This is a genomic window from Streptomyces sp. NBC_00691 (assembly GCF_036226665.1).
Classification (GTDB): domain Bacteria; phylum Actinomycetota; class Actinomycetes; order Streptomycetales; family Streptomycetaceae; genus Streptomyces.
The window spans coordinates 1,449,060-1,467,260 of the sequence record NZ_CP109007.1 but is presented as its reverse complement, the minus strand read 5'-3'; the positions used below and the strand labels follow the sequence as shown (position 1 = coordinate 1,467,260).

General features: G+C 73.8%; 15 protein-coding genes. 8 read left to right on the top strand and 7 right to left on the bottom strand.

All coding sequences use genetic code 11. The features are described from left to right. The first annotated feature begins 89 nt into the window (after positions 1-89). Genes OG392_RS06485 through OG392_RS06470 form a run of 4 tightly spaced genes read left to right on the top strand, consistent with a single transcriptional unit; the run spans position 90 to position 4,549 of the window. Positions 90-3,068, top strand: a complete 2,979-nt coding sequence (locus OG392_RS06485) for a sensor histidine kinase (protein ID WP_329276544.1) — start codon at positions 90-92, stop codon at positions 3,066-3,068. Then, positions 3,065-3,508, top strand: a complete 444-nt coding sequence (locus tag OG392_RS06480; protein ID WP_329276543.1) for a roadblock/LC7 domain-containing protein — start codon at positions 3,065-3,067, stop codon at positions 3,506-3,508. Before OG392_RS06485 ends, OG392_RS06480 begins: the two co-directional genes overlap by 4 nt. An 11-nt stretch (positions 3,509-3,519) precedes the next feature. Beyond that, positions 3,520-3,963 carry a DUF742 domain-containing protein gene (locus OG392_RS06475; protein ID WP_329276541.1) on the top strand — a complete coding sequence of 148 codons (444 nt, stop codon included), beginning with the start codon at positions 3,520-3,522 and terminating at the stop codon, positions 3,961-3,963. Then, positions 3,944-4,549 carry a GTP-binding protein gene (locus OG392_RS06470; protein ID WP_318206704.1) on the top strand — a complete coding sequence of 202 codons (606 nt, stop codon included), beginning with the start codon at positions 3,944-3,946 and terminating at the stop codon, positions 4,547-4,549. Before OG392_RS06475 ends, OG392_RS06470 begins: the two co-directional genes overlap by 20 nt. Before the next feature lie 57 nt (positions 4,550-4,606). On the opposite strand, the gene OG392_RS06465 is transcribed toward OG392_RS06470, so the two are convergent. The 3 genes from OG392_RS06465 to OG392_RS06455 form a co-directional block, all read right to left on the bottom strand. After that, entirely contained in the window at positions 4,607-5,794 is a 1,188-nt protein-coding gene (locus OG392_RS06465; protein WP_329276537.1) for a lipid-transfer protein, read from the bottom strand. Then, complete coding sequence (locus OG392_RS06460) at positions 5,791-6,255, bottom strand: Zn-ribbon domain-containing OB-fold protein (RefSeq protein WP_329276535.1); 465 nt, start codon at positions 6,253-6,255, stop codon at positions 5,791-5,793. The genes OG392_RS06465 and OG392_RS06460 overlap by 4 nt, the downstream gene beginning before the upstream one ends. A gap of 84 nt (positions 6,256-6,339) precedes the next feature. Beyond that, positions 6,340-7,161 carry a M15 family metallopeptidase gene (locus tag OG392_RS06455; RefSeq protein ID WP_329276533.1) on the bottom strand — a complete coding sequence of 274 codons (822 nt, stop codon included), beginning with the start codon at positions 7,159-7,161 and terminating at the stop codon, positions 6,340-6,342. Between the two features lie 36 nt (positions 7,162-7,197). Between OG392_RS06455 and OG392_RS06450 the strand changes: the two genes are divergently transcribed. Next, on the top strand, positions 7,198-7,719 hold the full coding sequence (locus OG392_RS06450; protein ID WP_329276531.1) for an NUDIX domain-containing protein: 522 nt from the start codon (positions 7,198-7,200) through the stop codon (positions 7,717-7,719). A 155-nt stretch (positions 7,720-7,874) separates the two neighbouring features. Here the strand turns inward: OG392_RS06450 and OG392_RS06445 are convergent, their stop codons facing one another. After that, a complete protein-coding gene (locus OG392_RS06445; RefSeq protein WP_329276529.1) occupies positions 7,875-10,310 on the bottom strand; it encodes a glycoside hydrolase family 31 protein in 2,436 nt (811 codons plus the stop codon). Positions 10,311-10,525: 215 nt separating this feature from the next. Between OG392_RS06445 and OG392_RS06440 the strand changes: the two genes are divergently transcribed. Continuing rightward, positions 10,526-12,496: an acetoacetate--CoA ligase gene (locus tag OG392_RS06440; RefSeq protein WP_329276528.1), complete on the top strand. Its 1,971-nt coding sequence runs from the start codon at positions 10,526-10,528 to the stop codon at positions 12,494-12,496. A gap of 6 nt (positions 12,497-12,502) precedes the next feature. On the opposite strand, the gene OG392_RS06435 is transcribed toward OG392_RS06440, so the two are convergent. The 3 genes from OG392_RS06435 to OG392_RS06425 all read right to left on the bottom strand — a co-directional run bounded on the left by OG392_RS06435 (position 12,503) and on the right by OG392_RS06425 (position 15,883). Further along, entirely contained in the window at positions 12,503-13,615 is a 1,113-nt protein-coding gene (locus OG392_RS06435; RefSeq protein WP_329276526.1) for a CU044_5270 family protein, read from the bottom strand. Continuing rightward, complete coding sequence (locus tag OG392_RS06430) at positions 13,612-14,421, bottom strand: RNA polymerase sigma factor (protein WP_329276524.1); 810 nt, start codon at positions 14,419-14,421, stop codon at positions 13,612-13,614. The genes OG392_RS06435 and OG392_RS06430 overlap by 4 nt, the downstream gene beginning before the upstream one ends. A gap of 142 nt (positions 14,422-14,563) precedes the next feature. Further along, positions 14,564-15,883: a GntR family transcriptional regulator gene (locus OG392_RS06425; RefSeq protein ID WP_329276522.1), complete on the bottom strand. Its 1,320-nt coding sequence runs from the start codon at positions 15,881-15,883 to the stop codon at positions 14,564-14,566. 46 nt (positions 15,884-15,929) lie between these two features. Between OG392_RS06425 and OG392_RS06420 the strand changes: the two genes are divergently transcribed. Next, positions 15,930-17,216 (top strand): MFS transporter, encoded by a 1,287-nt coding sequence (locus tag OG392_RS06420; RefSeq protein WP_329276520.1) that lies wholly within the window; start codon positions 15,930-15,932, stop codon positions 17,214-17,216. 24 nt (positions 17,217-17,240) lie between these two features. After that, the gene (locus OG392_RS06415; RefSeq protein ID WP_329276518.1) at positions 17,241-18,140 is read left to right on the top strand and encodes a hypothetical protein; all 900 of its coding nucleotides are present in this window, start codon (positions 17,241-17,243) and stop codon (positions 18,138-18,140) included. Positions 18,141-18,201: the final 61 nt, after the last annotated feature.

Below are 18,201 nucleotides of genomic sequence, written 5' to 3'. Positions count from 1 at the left end.
TGAATCTCAAGGTTGACGCCGCGTGTTGACGCCGGACGTCACGAACGTGAAGGACCTCCGGGGCCACGGAGGTCGAGCTGGGGGAGGCCATGCGCTTTCGCGGGAAGTCCATCCGCCGGAAGATCGTGGCGTTGCTGCTCGTACCACTCGTCTCGCTGACGTGCCTGTGGGGTTTCGCCACGGTCCTCACCGGACGCGAGGCCGACCAGCTCCTCGACGTCGGCTACATCGTCGACAAGGTCGGCTACCCCCTCGAGGACACCGCCCGTGTCATCCAGCTCGAACGGCGTCAGTCCCTCATCTATCTCGCCGACCCCCGGGGCTCCGACGCACTCGGCTCCCTCGACGAGACCCGCCGGGCGACCGACCGCCAGATCGCCCGCATCCGCGCCAACGCCGCCGACCCCGGCGTACGCGAGGAGATGCGTCCCGTCACCGCCCAGCGGCTCACCTCCCTCCTCGAAGCACTCGAAGGCATCGCCTCGCTGCGCCGCTCGGTGGAGAAACGTGACATCGGCCGCATGCAGGCCCTCGAGTTCTACAACCGGCTCGTCGACCCCTGCTACGCCTTCCTCATCACCCTCCACGCCCTCGAGAGCGTGGAGATGGACAAGCAGGGCCGCGCCCTCGTCGGCGTCACCCGCGCGCGTGAGCTGCTCTCCCGCGAGGACGCGCTCGTCCTCTCCGCGCTCGTCGCGGACCGGGTCACCGCCCAGGAGATCCGCGCGATATCCGACCTCGTCGCCAACCGTGAGCAGTTCTACGAGGTGAACCTCGAACTCCTGCCCGCCGCCGAGCGCGACCGCTTCGAGAAGTACTGGCGCAGCCCCGACAGCCAGCCGCTGCGCACCGCCGAGAACGCGATCATCGAGCAGGGCCCCACCGACAACCCGCGCGCCGTCACCCCCGCCTACTGGCAGGACAACGCCAGCCCCGTCCTCGACGACCTGGCCAGGGAGAACACCGCGGCCGGCGACCGCTACCAGGACCGCGTCCAGCCCGCGGCGTACAGCGTCCTCCTCAAGGCCGGCGTCGCCGGAGTCCTCGGCTTCCTCGCCCTGCTCGCCTCGATCGTCATCTCCGTCCGCATCGGCCGCGACCTCGTCCGCGACCTGCGCCGCCTCCAGAAGGAGGCCCAGGAGGTCTCCGGTGTCCGCCTGCCCAGCGTGATGCGCAGGCTCGCCGCCGGCGAACAGGTCGACATCGTCACCGAAGTCCCCCACCTGGGATACGGGCAGGACGAGGTCGGCCAGGTCGGCCAGGCCCTCAACACCCTCCAGCGCGCCGCCGTCGAGGCCGCCGTGAAACAGTCCGAGCTGCGGCGCGGCGTCTCCGAGGTGTTCGTCAACCTCGCCCGCCGCAACCAGGTCCTCCTGCACCGCCAGCTCACCCTCCTCGACACCATGGAACGGCGCACCGAGGACACCGACGAACTCGCCGACCTCTTCCGGCTCGACCACCTCACCACCCGCATGCGACGGCACGCCGAGGGCCTCGTCATCCTCTCCGGCGCCGCGCCCTCCCGACAGTGGCGCAAGCCCGTCCAGCTCATGGACGTGGTCCGCGCCGCCGTCGCCGAGGTCGAGGACTACGAACGCATCGAGGTCCGCCGACTCCCGCGCCTCGGCGTGGGCGGCCCCGCCGTCGCGGACCTCACCCACCTCATCGCCGAACTCCTCGAGAACGCCACGGTGTTCTCGCCCCCGCACACGGCCGTCCAGGTGCTCGGCGAGCGGGTCGCCAACGGCTTCACGCTGGAGATCCACGACCGCGGCCTCGGAATGAACCCCGACGCCCTCCTCGACGCCAACCTCCGGCTCGCGGAGACCCCCGAGTTCGAGCTCTCGGACACCGACCGGCTCGGCCTCTTCGTGGTCAGCCGGCTCGCCCAGCGCCAGAACGTCCGGGTCTCGCTCCAGACCTCCCCGTACGGCGGTACCACCGCGGTCGTCTTCATCCCGGCCGCGCTGCTCACCGACGCGCCGGAGACCCAGGGCGCCGGCTTCCGGCTGGACCGCAAGACCCTGGAGCGCCCCGGGCCCGCCGACGAGGGCGTCCTGCCCAGCCGCCGCCCGGCGCTCGCCCGCGTCCCGGACGTGACCGACGCGACGGGCCCGCTCGACGGACCCGTCGAGCTGGAGGGACCCCTCGGCAGCGAGGAGTTCGACGTGCTCCTCGACGGCGCGGCGGATCTCCTCGACACCGAGAGCGAGCGCGGCGGCCTCTTCCGGCCCCGCGGCCGGCGCCGCGCCGGGCTCGCGCCCGCGGGCGAGCAGCTCCAGCAGGCCACCGACCGGACGGGCGGACGCAACGAGGAGGAGAAGCCCGCCGACGCGGGCGTCCTCGGCCCCGTACCGCTGCCGCGCCGCCGCACCCCGACGCTCGTCGTGGACCACGGCCGCCGCCTCGACGAGCCGAACCGCGGCCGTGGTGTGGACGAGCCCGACCGCGGCCGGGGCATCGAAGGACCGGACCGCGGCCGGGGTGCCGACGGGACCGACCGGGCCCACGCGCTCCCCGACCTGGAGCCGCCCCTCAACGGCCGGGCGCATCCCGTCCACGGCCGGGTGACCGAGGGCTCAGGGGCGACGGACGGCCCCGGCGGCGCCGACCACCACGCCTACGGCACCGGGCAGGACGAGCGGCCGGTACCCCCCGGCGGAACCGGCCGGCCCGTACCCCCGCGCGGCACCGGCCGGCAGCACGGTCTGCCCCTCGCCCCGCGCGGAACCGGCCCCACCCTCGTCCCCGTACCACCGGAGGGTCCCGTGCCGCCGGCGAGCCCCGAGCCGTTCGGCGGACTGCCCCGCCGCGTCCGCCAGGCCAGCCTCGCGCCCCAGCTGCGCGCGACCGACGGCCCGGCCGAACGCCGTACGGGCGACCGCGCCGACGCCGGTGCGAGCGGCGGCGCCGTACCCGCGGAGGCCGACTCCTTCGAGCGTGACGCCGAGGAGGTACGCGCGCGCATGGCCGCCATGCAGAGCGGCTGGCAGCGCGGACGACAGCAGAACGCCGACCCTGACGACCCGACAGCACCTGGAACGACACCCGAGGGGGACGGTCGATGACCGCACCGAACGCCGCAGCATCCAGCACCACCTCCGGCAACGGAAACGGCGAGCTGAACTGGCTGCTCGACGAGCTCGTGCAGCGCGTCGCGTCCATCCGGAAGGCCCTGGTGCTCTCCAGCGACGGCCTCCCCACCGGCGCGTCCCAGGACCTGACCCGGGAGGACGGCGAGCACCTGGCCGCCGTGGCCTCCGGCTTCCACAGCCTCGCCAAGGGCGTCGGACGGCACTTCGAGGCGGGCAGGGTTCGCCAGACGGTCGTCGAACTGGAGGACGCCTTCCTCTTCGTCACGGCCGCCGGTGACGGCAGCTGCCTGGCCGTGCTCGCCGACGCGGACTCCGACGTCGGCCAGGTCGCCTACGAGATGACGCTGATGGTGAAGCGGGTCGGGGCCCACCTCGCGACGGCGCCCCGGACCGGTCTGCCCGCGGGAGGGTGAGTGGGGACGGCATGAGCGACGCAGCCGAGCGGAACCAGCTGAACCGGCCCACGGAGCAGGACCAGAGCGCCACCCCGGCCCAGCACCACTGGTTCGACGACGAGGCCGGGCCGGTGGTCCGTCCGTACGCGATGACCCGCGGCCGGACGAGCGCCGCCACCCGCCACCGCCTCGACCTGATCGCGGTGGTCGTGCCCGAACCCGCCGCCGACGACCCCGGCCGGGACCAGACGCTCTCCCCCGAGCACGTGGAGATCGTCGAACGCTGCTCCGAGCAGCCCCAGTCGATCGCCGAGCTCGCCGCAGGACTCGACCTCCCCGTCGGGGTGGTCCGGGTGCTCGTCGGCGACCTCGTCGAGGACGAACTCGTCCATGTGACCCGCCCCGTTCCGCCGGCCGAGCTGCCGGATGTGAGCATTCTCCGCGAGGTGATCAATGGCCTTCGGGCGCTCTAGCCGCAAGAAGCCGTACGTCGAGCCGGTGACCCTGAAGATCCTCGTCGCGGGCGGGTTCGGGGTCGGCAAGACGACGCTGGTGGGCGCGGTCAGCGAGATCAGGCCCCTGCGGACCGAGGAGATCCTCAGCGAGGCGGGGCGGCCCGTCGACGACCTGCACGGGGTCGAGACCAAGACGACCACGACGGTCGCCATGGACTTCGGGCGGATCACCCTGCGCGAGGACCTCGTCCTGTACCTGTTCGGCACCCCCGGACAGGACCGCTTCTGGTTCCTCTGGGACGAGCTGGCGCAGGGCGCGCTCGGCGCGGTCGTCCTGGCCGACACCCGCCGGCTGGAGGACAGCTTCGCGGCCATCGACTACTTCGAGCGGCGCGGCATCCCGTTCACGGTGGCCGTCAACTGCTTCGAGGGCGCCCGGCGGTTCCCCGCGGAGAGCGTGCGCGGGGCGCTGGACCTGGACCCGGAGGTCGAGCTGCTGATGTGCGACGCCCGGGACCGTGAGTCCGTGAAGAACGTCCTCGTCGCCGTGGTCGAGCACGCGCTCGTCCTCGCGGACCGGAGCCACGCGACGGTCGCTCCCTGACACCGGTGGGCCGAGTCTCCTCGGCCCACCGCCGAGGCTCCTCCGGCACCCGGTCCCTCAGCGCACCGCCACCACCGCCGACCCGTGCCCGAACAGCCCCTGGTTCGCGGTGATGCCGACCCGTGCCCCCGGCACCTGCCGGTCACCGGCCGTGCCCCGCAGCTGCCACGTCAGCTCGCAGACCTGGGCGATCGCCTGGGCGGGCACGGCTTCCCCGAACGAGGCCAGCCCGCCACTGGTGTTGACGGGTACGCGTCCGCCGAGCGCGGTCGCCCCCTCCCGCAGCAGCTTGGCGCCCTCGCCGGCCGCGCACAGCCCGATGTCCTCGTACCACTCCAGTTCCAGCGCGGTGGACAGGTCGTAGACCTCCGCGAGGGACAGGTCCTCGGGCCCGATCCCCGCCTCCTCGTAGGCGGCACGCGCGATGGAGGCGCGGAAGGAGTGCGCGGCCGGCGCGGCGGCCACCGCCGAGTCGGTCGCGATGTCCGGGAGGTCGAGCACCGCCTTGGGGTAGGTGGGGGAGACCGTCGACACGGCCCGGACCCGCACCGGGTCGGGATGTCCGTGGCCGCGTGCGAACTCCATGCTGGACAGCACGAGCGCGGCGCCCCCGTCCGAGGTGGCGCAGATGTCGAGGAGCCGCAGCGGGTCGGCGACGACGGCCGAGGCGGCGACCTGTTCGGCGCTCACGCGCGCGCGGTATCGGGCCAGCGGGTTGAGCGCGCCGGCCGCCGCGTTCTTCACCTTCACCTGGGCGAAGTCCTCGGTCGTGTCCCCGTACAGCGCCATCCTGCGGCGGGCGTAGAGCGCGAAGTACGCGGGGTTGGTGGCCCCGAGCACCCGGAAGCGCAGCCAGTCCGGGTCGTCGGGGCGCTCGCCGCCGGCCGGGGCGAGGAAGCCCTTGGGCGTCGCGTCCGCGCCGACGACCAGGACGACGTCCGCGAGTCCGGCGAGGATCTGGGCCCGCGCGGTCCCGATCGCCTGGGCGCCCGAGGCGCAGGCTGCGTACACGCTGGCGACCCGCGCGCCCTGCCACCCGAGGGCCTGCGCGAACGTCGCCCCGGACACGTACCCCGGGTATCCGCATCGCATGGTGTTCGCGCCGACGACGGAGCCGACGTCCGACCAGTCCAGACCGGCGTCGGCGAGCGCGGCGCGGGCGGCGGCCGTTCCGTAACTGATGAAGTTGCGTCCCCACTTGCCCCAGGGGTGCATTCCCGCCCCTATGACGGCGATGTCGTTCACGACCGCTCCTCCGCTGCGACGGGCCGCCAGTTCCAGGTGGTCCAGATGTGCTCGTCGTCCTCGTCGAGGACCCCGGGCACCACCTCGACCTCCGTCCCGATGGCCAGATCGGCCGTCGTCACCCCCGGCGCGGCCTGCCCGAGCACGACCATCGCCTCGGCCGCCAGCTCGACGGCGACGAGGGTGTACGGCTCCCAGGGCGCGTCCGGATCGGAGACGTACGGGGCGGGCGGACGGTATCGCCCGTCGGTGTACGACCAGACCCGGCCGCGCGGGGAGAGCGGGAACTCGGCGAGGTCCCCGCCGCCGGGACAGACCGGGTTGCGGCAGCCGTCGTCCGCGCGCGGGAAGAAGACCGAGGCGCAGGCCGTGCACCGGGTCCCGAGCAGCCGGAACTCCGCCTCCGGCACGGTGTCGTCGGTGAACCATCCGGCCACCACCGGTGTGCGTGTCCGTGCCATCGAGGCCTCCCGTGCCTGCCGTCGATCCACCCTTACCTGACGATCCGTCAGAAGTGTGGCACGGGAGCCCCGCGGGCGAAAGGTTCAGTGACCGGCCACCGACCTCCGTGCCACCGGGAAGTCGAAGAACGTACTCGGGAACGGCTCCGGCTTGAAGGTGAAGTGCCACCACTCCTCATGCAGGTTCACGAAGCCCTGCTCGGCGAGCGCGCTCCCGAGCAGCTGCCGGTGGGCCCGCTGCGCGCCCTGTATCCGGGGGTCGTCGGTGTGCGAGAGCGTGTCGAAGCAGTCGTACCCGGTCCCCATGTCCACGGAGTTGTCGGGGAACCGCTCCACGCGCGGTGCGTAGCACTTCGTCAGCCGCTCGCCGGGCACGTACGCGCGCGTGGGCGCCGCCGGAAGCCGGACGATCGTCAGATCCACGGTCGAGCCCCGGCTGTGCCCGGACTTCGCCGCGATGTAGCCGTCCTCGAACAGCCTCGACTTGTCGACGAGCGGATAGAACTCCCCCTTCATCCGCTCGTCCGCCAGGTCCTTCGCCCAGCGCACGAAGTGGTCGACGGCCCGCTGCGGCCGGTAGCAGTCGTACACCTTGAGCGTGTAGCCGCGCGCGAGGAGCCGCGTCTGCGCGCGGTGCAGGGCCTCGGCGGCCGGCCGGGTCAGGATGCAGAGCGGCTGCCGGTAGCCGTCCACCGGCTCGCCCACGAAGTTGTGCGCCGTCGTGTAGCGCATCTCCTGGATGATCGTCCGGTCCACCGAGTCGAGAGCCACGAACTCCCGTGGCGCCTTGGGTTCCGGCGCGGCGGACGCCGGGGGAGCGGGAGCCGCGACGGCGCCGGTGACGGCGAGCAGTCCGGCCGCGGCCGCGACGGCGAGGGTACGTAGAGCGGAAGCGAGTCCTGTCATGCGCACCGTCTATCAGTTCCGGCAGCGCCGGGAAAGGTGATCGCATACGGTCGGCCCGTGAAGGACTCCCACTGCACGTTCTGCGGCGCCGCCCACCGGGCCGACGCCGGCTGGCCCCGCACCTGCCCGGCCTGCGGTCAGACCGCCTACCGCAACCCGCTGCCCGTCGCCGTCGCCCTGCTCCCGGTCACGGACGGAACGGACACGGGCCTCGTCGTCATCACCCGCACCATCGAACCGGCGCGCGGCGGGGTCGCCCTGCCCGGCGGCTTCATCGACCACGGCGAGGACTGGCGCGCCGCCGTGGCCCGCGAACTGCGGGAGGAGACGGGGATCGTGGCCGTCGCCGAGGAGGTGCGCCTCGCCGACGCGCTGAGCTCCCCGGCCGGCCACCTCCTCCTCTTCGGCATCCTCCCGCCCCGCCCGGCGGCCGCGCTCCCGCCCTCGGTCCTCACCGACGAGACGAGCGGCCACCACGTGCTCCACGCACCCGGGGAACTCGCCTTCCCCCTCCACACGGAGGCGGTACGGAAATGGTTCGCGGGGGAGTACGGCTGAGCGGAGCCCGACGGTGACCGGCCGGGCGGGCCTGCGGAGGGGCCGCGCTCCCTCCGTACCCGATCCGGTCACGGGAGCGCGACCTCCCGGGCCTTGGTCCCGCCGCCGAAGCACGAGCCCTCCGGCGGCGGGATCAGACCGAGGGCGCCGCGGGATCACACCCCCCGCACCCGCACCGGCAACTCCGCCTCCTCCACCCCGTCGTCCGTCACCCGCTCCACGACCACCCGGCCGTCCACGAGCCGCGACTGGTACCGCTCGATCTCGGCCGTCTCCCAGCCGTCCCCCGCGTCCCGGACGACGAGCCCGCCGCCCGTCCGTCCGGCGGCGGGCGCCCACACCTCCAGGGCCGGTTCGCCGTCGTCGCCCCGTACCGCGAGCACCGCACCCGCCCGCGCCAGGACCGGCACCCGGGAGAGCGGTGCGTCGAGCAGCACCTGCCCGGGACCCTCGTACGCCTGCCCCGTCGCCGTGTCGTACCAGCGTCCGCGCGGCAGCCGCACCGCCCGCCGGTCGGCGCCCCCGGTGAGGACCGGCGCCACCAGCAGCGCGTCGCCGAGCAGGAACGCGTCCTCGCAGTCGCGCAGCACCCGGTCCTCGGGCGTCCCCCACCACAGCGGGCGTACGTACGGTGCGCCCGTCATCCGGGCGAGCCGCGCCAGGGTCGTGAAGTACGGCCGCAGCCGCTCCCGTTCGGCCAGTGCCTCGCGCGCGTGCTCCAGGACCTCCGGACCGAACTCCCACGGTTCGCGCCGCCCCGCCCCGATCGCCGCGTGGGTGCGGAACAGCGGCAGCCACGCCCCCAGCTGGTACCAGCGCAGGAACAGCTCCGGCGACGGACTGCCGTCGAAACCGCCCACGTCGGGGCCCGAGTACGGCACCCCGCACAGTCCGAGCCCCAGGACCAGGGCGAGCGAGGCCCGCAGCCCCGGCCACCCGGTCGACACATCGCCCGACCAGGTGCCCCCGTACCGCTGCATCCCCGCCCAGCCGGAACGCGAGAAGAGGAAGGGCCGCTCGTCGGGACGCAGCCGGCGCAGACCCTCGTACCCGGCCCGCGCCATCGTCAGGCCGTACACGTTGTGCGCCTCTCGGTGGTCGCCGCCCCGTCCGTCCAGGTCGTGCCGTGCCGAGCGCGGCAGCGTCATGTCGCCGAAGGGCGTGAAGGAGACCGGCTCGTTCATGTCGTGCCACACCCCGGCGAAGCCCTGCCCGAGCCGCTCCTCGTACAGCCCGCCCCACCACTCCCGTACCGCCGGATCGGTGAAGTCCGGGTAGGCGCACTCGCCCGGCCACACCACCCCGTGGACCTCGTTGCCCCGCGCGTCCCGCACGAAGGCCCCGGCCGCCCGCCCGCCGTCGTAGACCGGGTTCCCCGGTTCGACCTTCACCGCGGGGTCCACGATCGACACGAGCCGCACGCCCTGCTCCCGCAGCTCCTTCGCGAGCCCCGGCAGATCGGGGAATCGCTCCCGGTCCACGGTGAACACCCGGTGCCCGTCGTAGTGGTCGATGTCCAGGTGGACGGCGGACAGCGGGAGCCCCCGCTCCCGGTATCCGGCCACGATCCGCCGCACCTCGCGCTCGCTGCCGAAGCCCCAGCGCGCGTGCTGCGGTCCGAGCGCCCAGTCCGGCGGCAGCGCGGGCGCTCCGGTGAGCGCCGCCCAGCCGTGGAGCACGCGCGCGGGGGTGCCGACCACCACCCAGCAGCGCAGCGGACCGCCGCCCATCCGGACCTCGCTGGTCCCCGGCCGGTCGTGCCCGGACCCCGCGCCCTCCTCCCCTTCGGCGAGGGTGACCCGGCCGTCCCAGGAGTTGTCGTGGAAGGCCAGGTGCGTCCCCGCGTCCGAGACGACGAACTGCACGGGCATGGTGAGGTAGAGCGGATCGTCGCCGGGACCGAAGCTCCCCTTGGGGTCGGTGTTCCAGAGGCGGTACGAGCCGTCCCGGAGCCGCGGTCCCGCCGAGCGGCCGCCCAGCCCGAAGAACCGCGCGTCCGCCGGCACCTCACTGCGCTGCACCCAGCGCGCCGCCCCACTGGCCGGGGCCGCGCCGGCCGCCGACCCGGCACGCGGAGAAGCCGACCTCTCCGAGGAGTCCTGCCTCGCATCCGCAGGAGTGGGCTGTGCCACCGGCTCCCACCAGCGCGGCGGCAGATCACGGCGCAGCATCACCCCGCCCGGCGTCCGGATCTCCACCGCACCGTGCCGGGACACCGCCACCGTCACCCGCTCCGACACGATCCGCCAGCCGCCGTCCGTGTCCGGCTCCAGGGAGGCCCGCGGATCCGGCTCCGGCGCGTCACCGGCCAGCGCGTACGACGGAAGCGGCTCGGCCCCGTCCCACCCCCAGAACACGGTGCCGCCCGCCGTCACGCGGATCCGCAACGAGGACCGCGCGAACCGGACGGTCCCCCCACCGGGCGCCGCCTCCGCACCCGTCGCCAGGCCCGGGACCCGGGCCCGCTCCGCACCCCTGGGCGGCAACCCCCACGCATCCGTACGACGCTGCCGCCACGCCGCCCGTACCGTCCGCAACCCCCGCACCGAGCCGAACACCTTCATCGAACGCACCAGTTCACGACCGTCCATGCAGCTCAGCCTGCCACCCGGAAGGGGCGGAACAGGCTCCGTTCAACTGGCGTTCACCCGTGGTGGGAGCACATATTCAACTCCCCGACCATGGGCGGGCAGACCTGGTGCGAAAGACGATCACATGGCATCGTCCTGTCAGCCGCGTCACGCGCACACCCCAGCACGTGCGCGGGACACACGCCGACCCCGCGTACAGCCAGGGAGCCACCCCAATGACATCAGCGCAGACCGAGCCGCTCTGGCAGCCGGACGAGGAACGCATCGCCACGGCAGCCGTCACCCGCTTCCAGACGTGGGCCGCCGAACACCACGGCGCCCCGGCCGACGGCGGATATCCGGCGCTCCACCGCTGGTCCGTCGACGAGCTCGAAGCCTTCTGGCAGGCGATCGTCGAGTGGTTCGACATCCGCTTCTCCACCCCGTACGAGCGCGTCCTCGGCGACCGTTCGATGCCGGGCGCCGAATGGTTCCCCGGTGCCACCCTCAACTACGCCGAGCACGCCCTGCGCGCCGCAGGTGAGCGCCCCCATGACACGGCGCTGCTCCATGTGGACGAAACACATGAGCCGACGTCGATCACCTGGGCCGAGCTCCGCCGCCAGGTCGGCTCCCTCGCCGCCGAACTCCGTGCCCTGGGCGTCCGGCCGGGCGACCGGATCAGCGGCTACCTGCCCAACGTCCCGCAGTCGGTCGTGGCCCTCCTCGCCACCGCCGCGGTGGGCGGCGTGTGGACCTCCTGCGCCCCCGACTTCGGCGCCCGCAGCGTCCTCGACCGGTTCCAGCAGGTCGAGCCCGTCGTCCTGTTCACGGTCGACGGCTACCGCTACGGCGGCAAGGAGCACGACCGCCGCGACACCGTCGCCGAACTGCGCGCCGAGCTCCCGACCCTCCGGGCCGTCGTCCACGTCCCCCTGCTCGGCACCCCGGCGCCCGAGGGCACCCTCGCCTGGGCCGACCTGGTCGCCGCGGACGTCGAGCCCGTCTACGAGCAGGTCCCGTTCTCGCACCCGCTCTGGGTCCTGTACTCCTCCGGCACCACCGGCCTGCCGAAGGCGATCGTCCAGTCCCAGGGCGGCATCCTCGTCGAGCACGTCAAGCAGCTGGGCCTGCACTGCGACCTGGGCCCCGAGGACGTGTTCTTCTGGTACACCTCCACCGGCTGGATGATGTGGAACTTCCTCGTCTCCGGCCTGCTCACCGGCACGACCGTCGTCCTGTACGACGGCAGCCCCGGCTACCCCGACACAGCCACCCAGTGGCGCGTCGCCGAGCGCACCCGCGCCACCCTGTACGGCACCTCCGCCGCGTACGTGATGGCCTGCGCGAAGGCGGACGTGCACCCCGGCCGCGACTTCGACCTCTCGGCGGTGAAGTGCGTCGCCACCACCGGCTCCCCGCTGCCGCCCGACGGCTTCCGCTGGCTCCACGACGAGGTCCGCGAGAACCTCTGGATCGCCTCCGTCAGCGGCGGCACCGACGTGTGCTCCTGCTTCGCGGGCGCCGTCCCCACCCTCCCGGTCCACATCGGCGAACTGCAGGCGGCGGGCCTCGGCACCGACCTCCAGGCCTGGGACCCTTCCGGGAAGCCCGTGATCGGCGAGGTCGGCGAACTCGTCGTCACCAACCCCATGCCGTCCATGCCGATCCACTTCTGGAACGACCCGGACGGCAGCCGCTACCGCGACAGCTACTTCGAGATGTTCCCGGGCGTCTGGCGCCACGGGGACTGGATCACGATCACCGACCACGGCTCGGTCGTCATCCACGGCCGGTCCGACTCCACCCTGAACCGTCAGGGCGTCAGGATGGGCAGCGCCGATATCTATGAGGCCGTCGAACGTCTCCCGGAGATCCGCGAGTCCCTCGTGATCGGCCTGGAGGAGCCGGACGGCGGCTACTGGATGCCGCTCTTCGTCCACCTCGTCGAGGGCGCCACCCTCGACGAGGAGCTGATCGCCCGCATCAAGCGGACGATCCGCACCGAACTCTCCCCGCGCCACGTCCCCGACGAGATCATCGAGGTGCCGGGCGTCCCGCACACCCTCACGGGCAAGCGCATCGAGGTCCCGGTCAAGCGCCTCCTCCAGGGCACCCCCCTGGCCAAGGCCGTCAACGCGGGCTCGGTCGACGACCTCGGCCTCCTGCACTTCTACGAGACCCTGGCGGCCTCCCGCAGGGGCTGACCCGGACTACCCCTTCGGCGCCTCCGGCAGCTCGCCGGGGGCGCCGACCGCTGCCTTGGCGAGCACGGCGGACACCCCGAGGACGGTGCCTGCGTGGCCCGCCGACGTCGTCCCGGTGAGGACCGTGCGCTCCCCGAGGAACGCCGAGGTCGCACGGTCGAAGATCCACTGGGTCTGCTCGTCGGACGCGGTACGGGCCACGGCGACGCCCTCGCGCCCGGCCGCGTCCTTCGCGGACGGCAGCACGGTGACCCCGGGGATCCGCGCGGCCGCCCCGTACAGCGCGGCCGTCACCTTCGGCGGAGCCCAGGTCTCGGCGAGGAGTGTCCCGATCGCGGTGAACGCCCGCTGGTCCGGATCGCCCCCGGCCTGCCGGGTCTCGGCCCTGACCAGCCGCAGCAGCGCCTCCGGATCCGTCGGAAGCGTCGCCACGTACGCGTGGGTCGGGTTCGTGACGGACGGCGGCTCGGCCCCGGTGGTGCGCTTCCTCGGAGTGGCGCCGCGACGGTCCAGTTCGTACACGGGCAGCGGAGGCCCGAGCGTCGTGTCGTCCGCACCGGGTTCGCGCAGCAGCCCGGGCCGGCTGCCGTCCGCCGACAGCCACACCTCGCGCCGATGGGCGGCCGGCAGCGTCGGCGGCCCGCCGTCGGCGCCGCGCCCCGCGTACGCGACCAGGCTCCTCACATAGACGTACCCCTCCGGCCGTGCATCGGGCGCGGGCGCCGAGGCAGCGGCCAGCGCCGCACGGGACAGCACCTGCACGGCGCCGGGCGCCGCGCGCTGCCCGGCCGAGGGCCGGTCCGGAGTCCCGGTAGGCGTGTCCTGGGGAGCGAGCACGACGGCCCCGGCCACGACCGCGCAGGCGGCGACGGGTGCGACGATCCAGCCGAGCCTCGGGCGGCCGCGCGACCCGCTCCGACCGGGCGGCTCGGCCGGGGCGGCGTCGTCCGAGGCGAGTGCGGTCCGCAGGACGGTGTGCCGCAGCTCGTGGTTCCGCTCCGGCGCGAGTTCGGGCACCGGCGGCGGGGGCAGCAGCTCGGCGAGCTCGGCCCGCAGCAGGGTGTCGGCGTGCGCGTCCGTCTCGCGGTGACGCGGCGGACGGGGGGCGAAGGCGTTCATGCCTGGTTCTCCGGGATCGGTCGGGGTACGAGGGCGGGACAGGCGGTGCGGGGCGTCGCGTCGGCTCGGCTCACGGCATCGGGTGCGACGGTGCGGCGCACGGAGTCGGGGGAGGCCACCGGGTGCGCGGCTCCGGAGCCGGCCTCCGGCCGTATCGCCTCGGACACGGCAGCCGTACGGGCACGGGTGCCGGCGGTGCGACCGACGGCCGCCCCCGTCACTCCGCCGGAGGACCGGACGGCGGCAGCCGCCGACCGCTCCTCCCGGCGCGCCGACCGCAGTTCGGCCTCGGCGAGCTTCCGGAGCCGTTCACGCGCGCGCGACAACCGGGACCGGACCGTGCCGACCGGGACCCCCAGCGCCTCTCCGGCTGCCGCGTAGTCGAGCCCGGCCCACACGACGAGCGTGAAGACCTCCCGCTCACGCCGCCGCAGTTTCCCGAGGGCGGCGCGCGCGGCCCGTATCTGCTCCCCGTCGGTCAGGCGGGCGAGCACGTCGTCGGCGAAGTCCGGCAGGACGCCCCGTTCGGGAAGCCGGGCCAGCGCCGCGTCCCGCCGTCGCGCCTCGCGGGCGGACCCGCGCATGATGTTGGTCGCGATGCCGAGCAGCCACGGGCGCAGACTGCCGCCCTCGGCGTGCACCTTCCCGCGACAGCGCCAGGCCTCGAGGAACGCGGCGGAAACGACGTCCTCGGCGGCCGCCCGGTCCCCGCACACCCGGTAGGCGTAGTGGTACAGCACGCGGGCGTGCTCGTCGTACGCCTCACCGAGCGCGGAGGGGTCCCCGGCGCGGAAACGATCTCTCATAGGTGATTCCACACAAGGCACTGGGCGCCGGTTCGTCCGGGTTCCCGTGACCCGCGCCACACCGCGACACGCCCCGCCGCTCCACCACCACGCCCCGTCGCCACCGACCTCCGAGGCCCCCTCCGCAGCGCCCCCTACGGCGTCAACCGCCGTACGTCGCCTGCGCGTCCCCCAGCACCTCCGCGAAGTCCGCCGCCAGACGGGGCGCGTCCTCGGAGGCGAGCGTCGACGTGGTGATCCGGACGGCCGGCGGGGCGGTGATCCGGAACCGCGCCCCCGCGGCCACCCACCAGCCCTGTGTCCGCAGCCCGTTGACGACGGCGGACTCGTCCCGCACCGGCACCCACACGTTCAGCCCGCTGGCCCCGACCGCCCGGATCCGGTGCGCCCCGAGCGCGTCGACCAGGGCCGCGCGCCGCGCCGTGTACGCCGCCTCGCCCTCCGCCACGAGCGCCCGTACCGCGCTGTCGCGGAAGAGGCCGACCACCGTCTCCTGGAGGACGTGACTGACCCAGCCCGAGGTCATCAGCATGCGCCCGTCGTGCCGGGCGAGCGTGATCGCGTCGCACGCCACGCCGGCCCACCGCAGGTCGATGCCGAGGTGCTTGGAAGCGGTCCGCACCTGCGCCCACCGTTCGAGCCCCGCCGCGGCCAGCGTGTGCGCCGCGGCCCCGCCGATCTCCGCGTTGTGGTCGTCCTCCACGACGAGCACCTCGGGGAAGTCCCGCAACACCGCGACCAGTTCGTCCCGTCGCGAGCGGGTGAAGAACGCCCCGGTCGGACACTGCCCGCGCGGACTGCACACCACCGCGCGGACCCCGCCCCGCAGCGCCGCACGCAGCGACTCCGGTACGAGCCCCTCTCCGTCCACGGTCACCGGGACCATCCGCAGTCCCAACGCGGGCACCAGGTCGAGCAGATGGTGGAAGCCCGGATCCTCCACGGCCACCGCGTCACCGGGCCGAAGCTCGGTGGAGAGCAGCCGCGCTATGCAGTCGAGCGCCCCGTGCGCGAAGGTCACGTGCCGGGTCGGCACCCCGTCGCGCGCGAACCACTGCCGGGTCACCTCCTCCAGCGCCGCGAGCCGTGGCGCGGCGCGATGGGACCCGTAGACCGGACTGACCGACGACGGAGGACGCAGTACGGGGAGGAAGGCCGGGTCGGGATGGCCGCCTGCCAGGTCCACCAGGCCCTGGGGGACGCGCGGCGGACGCCGGGAGGCCACCGACGGCACCTCCGCGACGACCGTCCCGCCCCGTCCGCGCGTGACGATCAGGCCGCGCTGCCGCAGCTCCTTGTAGGCCGTCGCGACCGTCCCCGGACTCACCGCCAGCTCGTCGGCGAGACGCCGCACGGGCGGCAGGGCGTCACCGGGGGAGAGTCCACCCTCGGTGACGCCCCGCTCCACGGACGCGGCAATCCCCTTGGCTGTCGTGCCTTCGATCGAATATTGTGCTGCCACGTACTCAAGTATGTATCAATACAAAGCAGTTCGCAAGGGGGACCCATTGAGCCGCGCCACCCACTCCACCCGAACACCCTTCACAGACCGCATCCCCGGTGGCCGGGACGGGCGCCGCATGCTCGTCGTCGGCTTCATCGACAAGTGCGGCACCGGCCTCTGGTCCACGGCCATGGCCCTCTACTTCACCTTCGTCACCGGCCTCGACCTCGGCCAGGTCGGCCTCCTCATCGCCGTCTCCGGCGCCGCCGGCATCGCCGGCGCACCCCTCGGCGGCCGCCTCGCCGACCGCTTCCCCCTCGTCCGCGTCATCATCTGCACCCAACTGCTCCGCGCCGCGGCCCTCCTCGCCCTCCTCACCACCGACGACTACCTGCTGCTCGTCCTCTTCTCGGCCGCCGGCGCCCTCCCGGACCGCGCCACCAACGTCCTCACCAAGCTCTACGCCGCCCGGGTCGCGGGCCCCGACCGCATCCGCTACCAGGCCATCAACCGCACCACGTCCAACATCGGCTGGACCCTCGGCGGCCTCGGCGCCGCGGCGGCCCTCGCCGTCGGCAGCACCACCGCCTTCCACCTCCTCCTCGTCGGAGACGCCCTCTCCTACCTCGTGATGGCCGCGCTCACCCTCCGCTGCGCCGAACCCCCGGCCCCCGCCGCCTCCCGCATCGCCGCAGCCTCCACCGACGCCACCCGGACGACGAAGCCCTCCAGCCCCTGGCGCGACCGGGGCTTCCTCGGCTTCACCGCCGCGGACTCCGTCTTCTACCTCCACGACTCGATCCTCCAGGTCGCCCTGCCCCTCTGGATCGTCCACGCCACCGAGGCCCCCGTGGGCCTCGCCCCGCTCCTGATGGTCGTCAACAGCGCCCTCGTCGTGCTCTTCCAGGTCCCGCTCTCGCGCTTCGGCTCCTCCACCGAGGCCGCCCGCCGCCTGCTCCGACCCCTCGCGGTCCTCTTCGTCGTCGGCACACTCGCCCTGACCGCCTCCGCCCTCGGCGGCCGGACCCTCTCCACCGTCGCCCTGATCACCGCGGCCGTCGCCCTCACGTTCGCCGAGATGATCCACACCATCGCGTCCTGGGAGATCTCCGTGGCCCTCGCCCCCGACGACGCACAGGGCGCCTACCTCGGCGTCCACGGCCTCGCCCAGTCCACCCAGCGCTTCGTCGGACCCCTCCTCATGACCGGCCTCGTCGCCGCAGGCCCCCTGGCCTGGCCGTTCCTCGGCGCCGCGCTCGTCGCCACCACCGCCGCCCAGAACCGCCTCGTCCGCCGACGCCTCCCCAGGACGTCACTGTCAGTGGCGAAGGTTACGGTGAGTGAGCACTGATCGGACCGCATTCCAGGGGGAGACATGACACGGACCGGCACCACCCCGGCGAACCTCCGCCGCGCCCTGCGCCGCGAAGTACCCAGCACGGTCGGCCTCCTCGCCGACGAGCACGACTTCACGGCCATGCGGCGGTACCGCACCTTCGCCTTCGACGACCACACCACCTACCTCCGCCAGGTCGAGGCCCTCCTCAGGACCCTCGCCACCCAGGGCGGCCACACCACCGTCACCCTCTTCGACCCCGAGGAGTACGCGGCCTACTGCGCCGAGACCGCCCTCGACCCCGACCACCCCACCAGCCGCAGCCGCTTTACCGCCCACCTCGCCGCCACCGGCGCCCGGGTCACCTACACCGGGCAACCCCTCAGCACCCTCCTCCCCGAGCTGGTCGACACCGCCGTCCGCCACGCCACCTGGGAGTACGCCACCACCGTCCTCGCCACCGCCGGCGACTGCGCCACCTGCGGCAAGGACATCGGCCGGGCCGCCTTCGAGCGCGCCGCCCGCCTCCTCGCCCGGCTCCTGGACGCAGCCGGCCCCGGCACCCACCACCTCGTCTGCAGCGTCCCGGCCGCCGACGACCAACTCATCGCCGTCCTCCACGCCGACGGCACCACCCCGGCCACGGACGTCGAGGACGTCGCGGCCGCCGAGTTCACCGCCGTCCTCGCCGCGGGCATCGTCCTCGGCGCCCCCGGCGGACTCGTCCTGCGCACCACCGCCCCAGGCGCCCGCGACCGACTCCACGGCTGGCGCCTCACCGGCGGCACCCTCACCCCTCTCACCGAGGCCGAGGTCTTCGCCGCCTACTGCACCGACGCCCGCACCGGAGAACCCCTCTCCCCGGAACCGGGCGTCGACCACCTGGCCGGCTTCCCCGTCACTCCCGACCCCGACGACGACTGGACCACCCACCACTGACCCCTGACACGCCGAAGGGGCTCCCCGCCACCTCGGTGACGGAAAGCCCCTTCGTTCACGC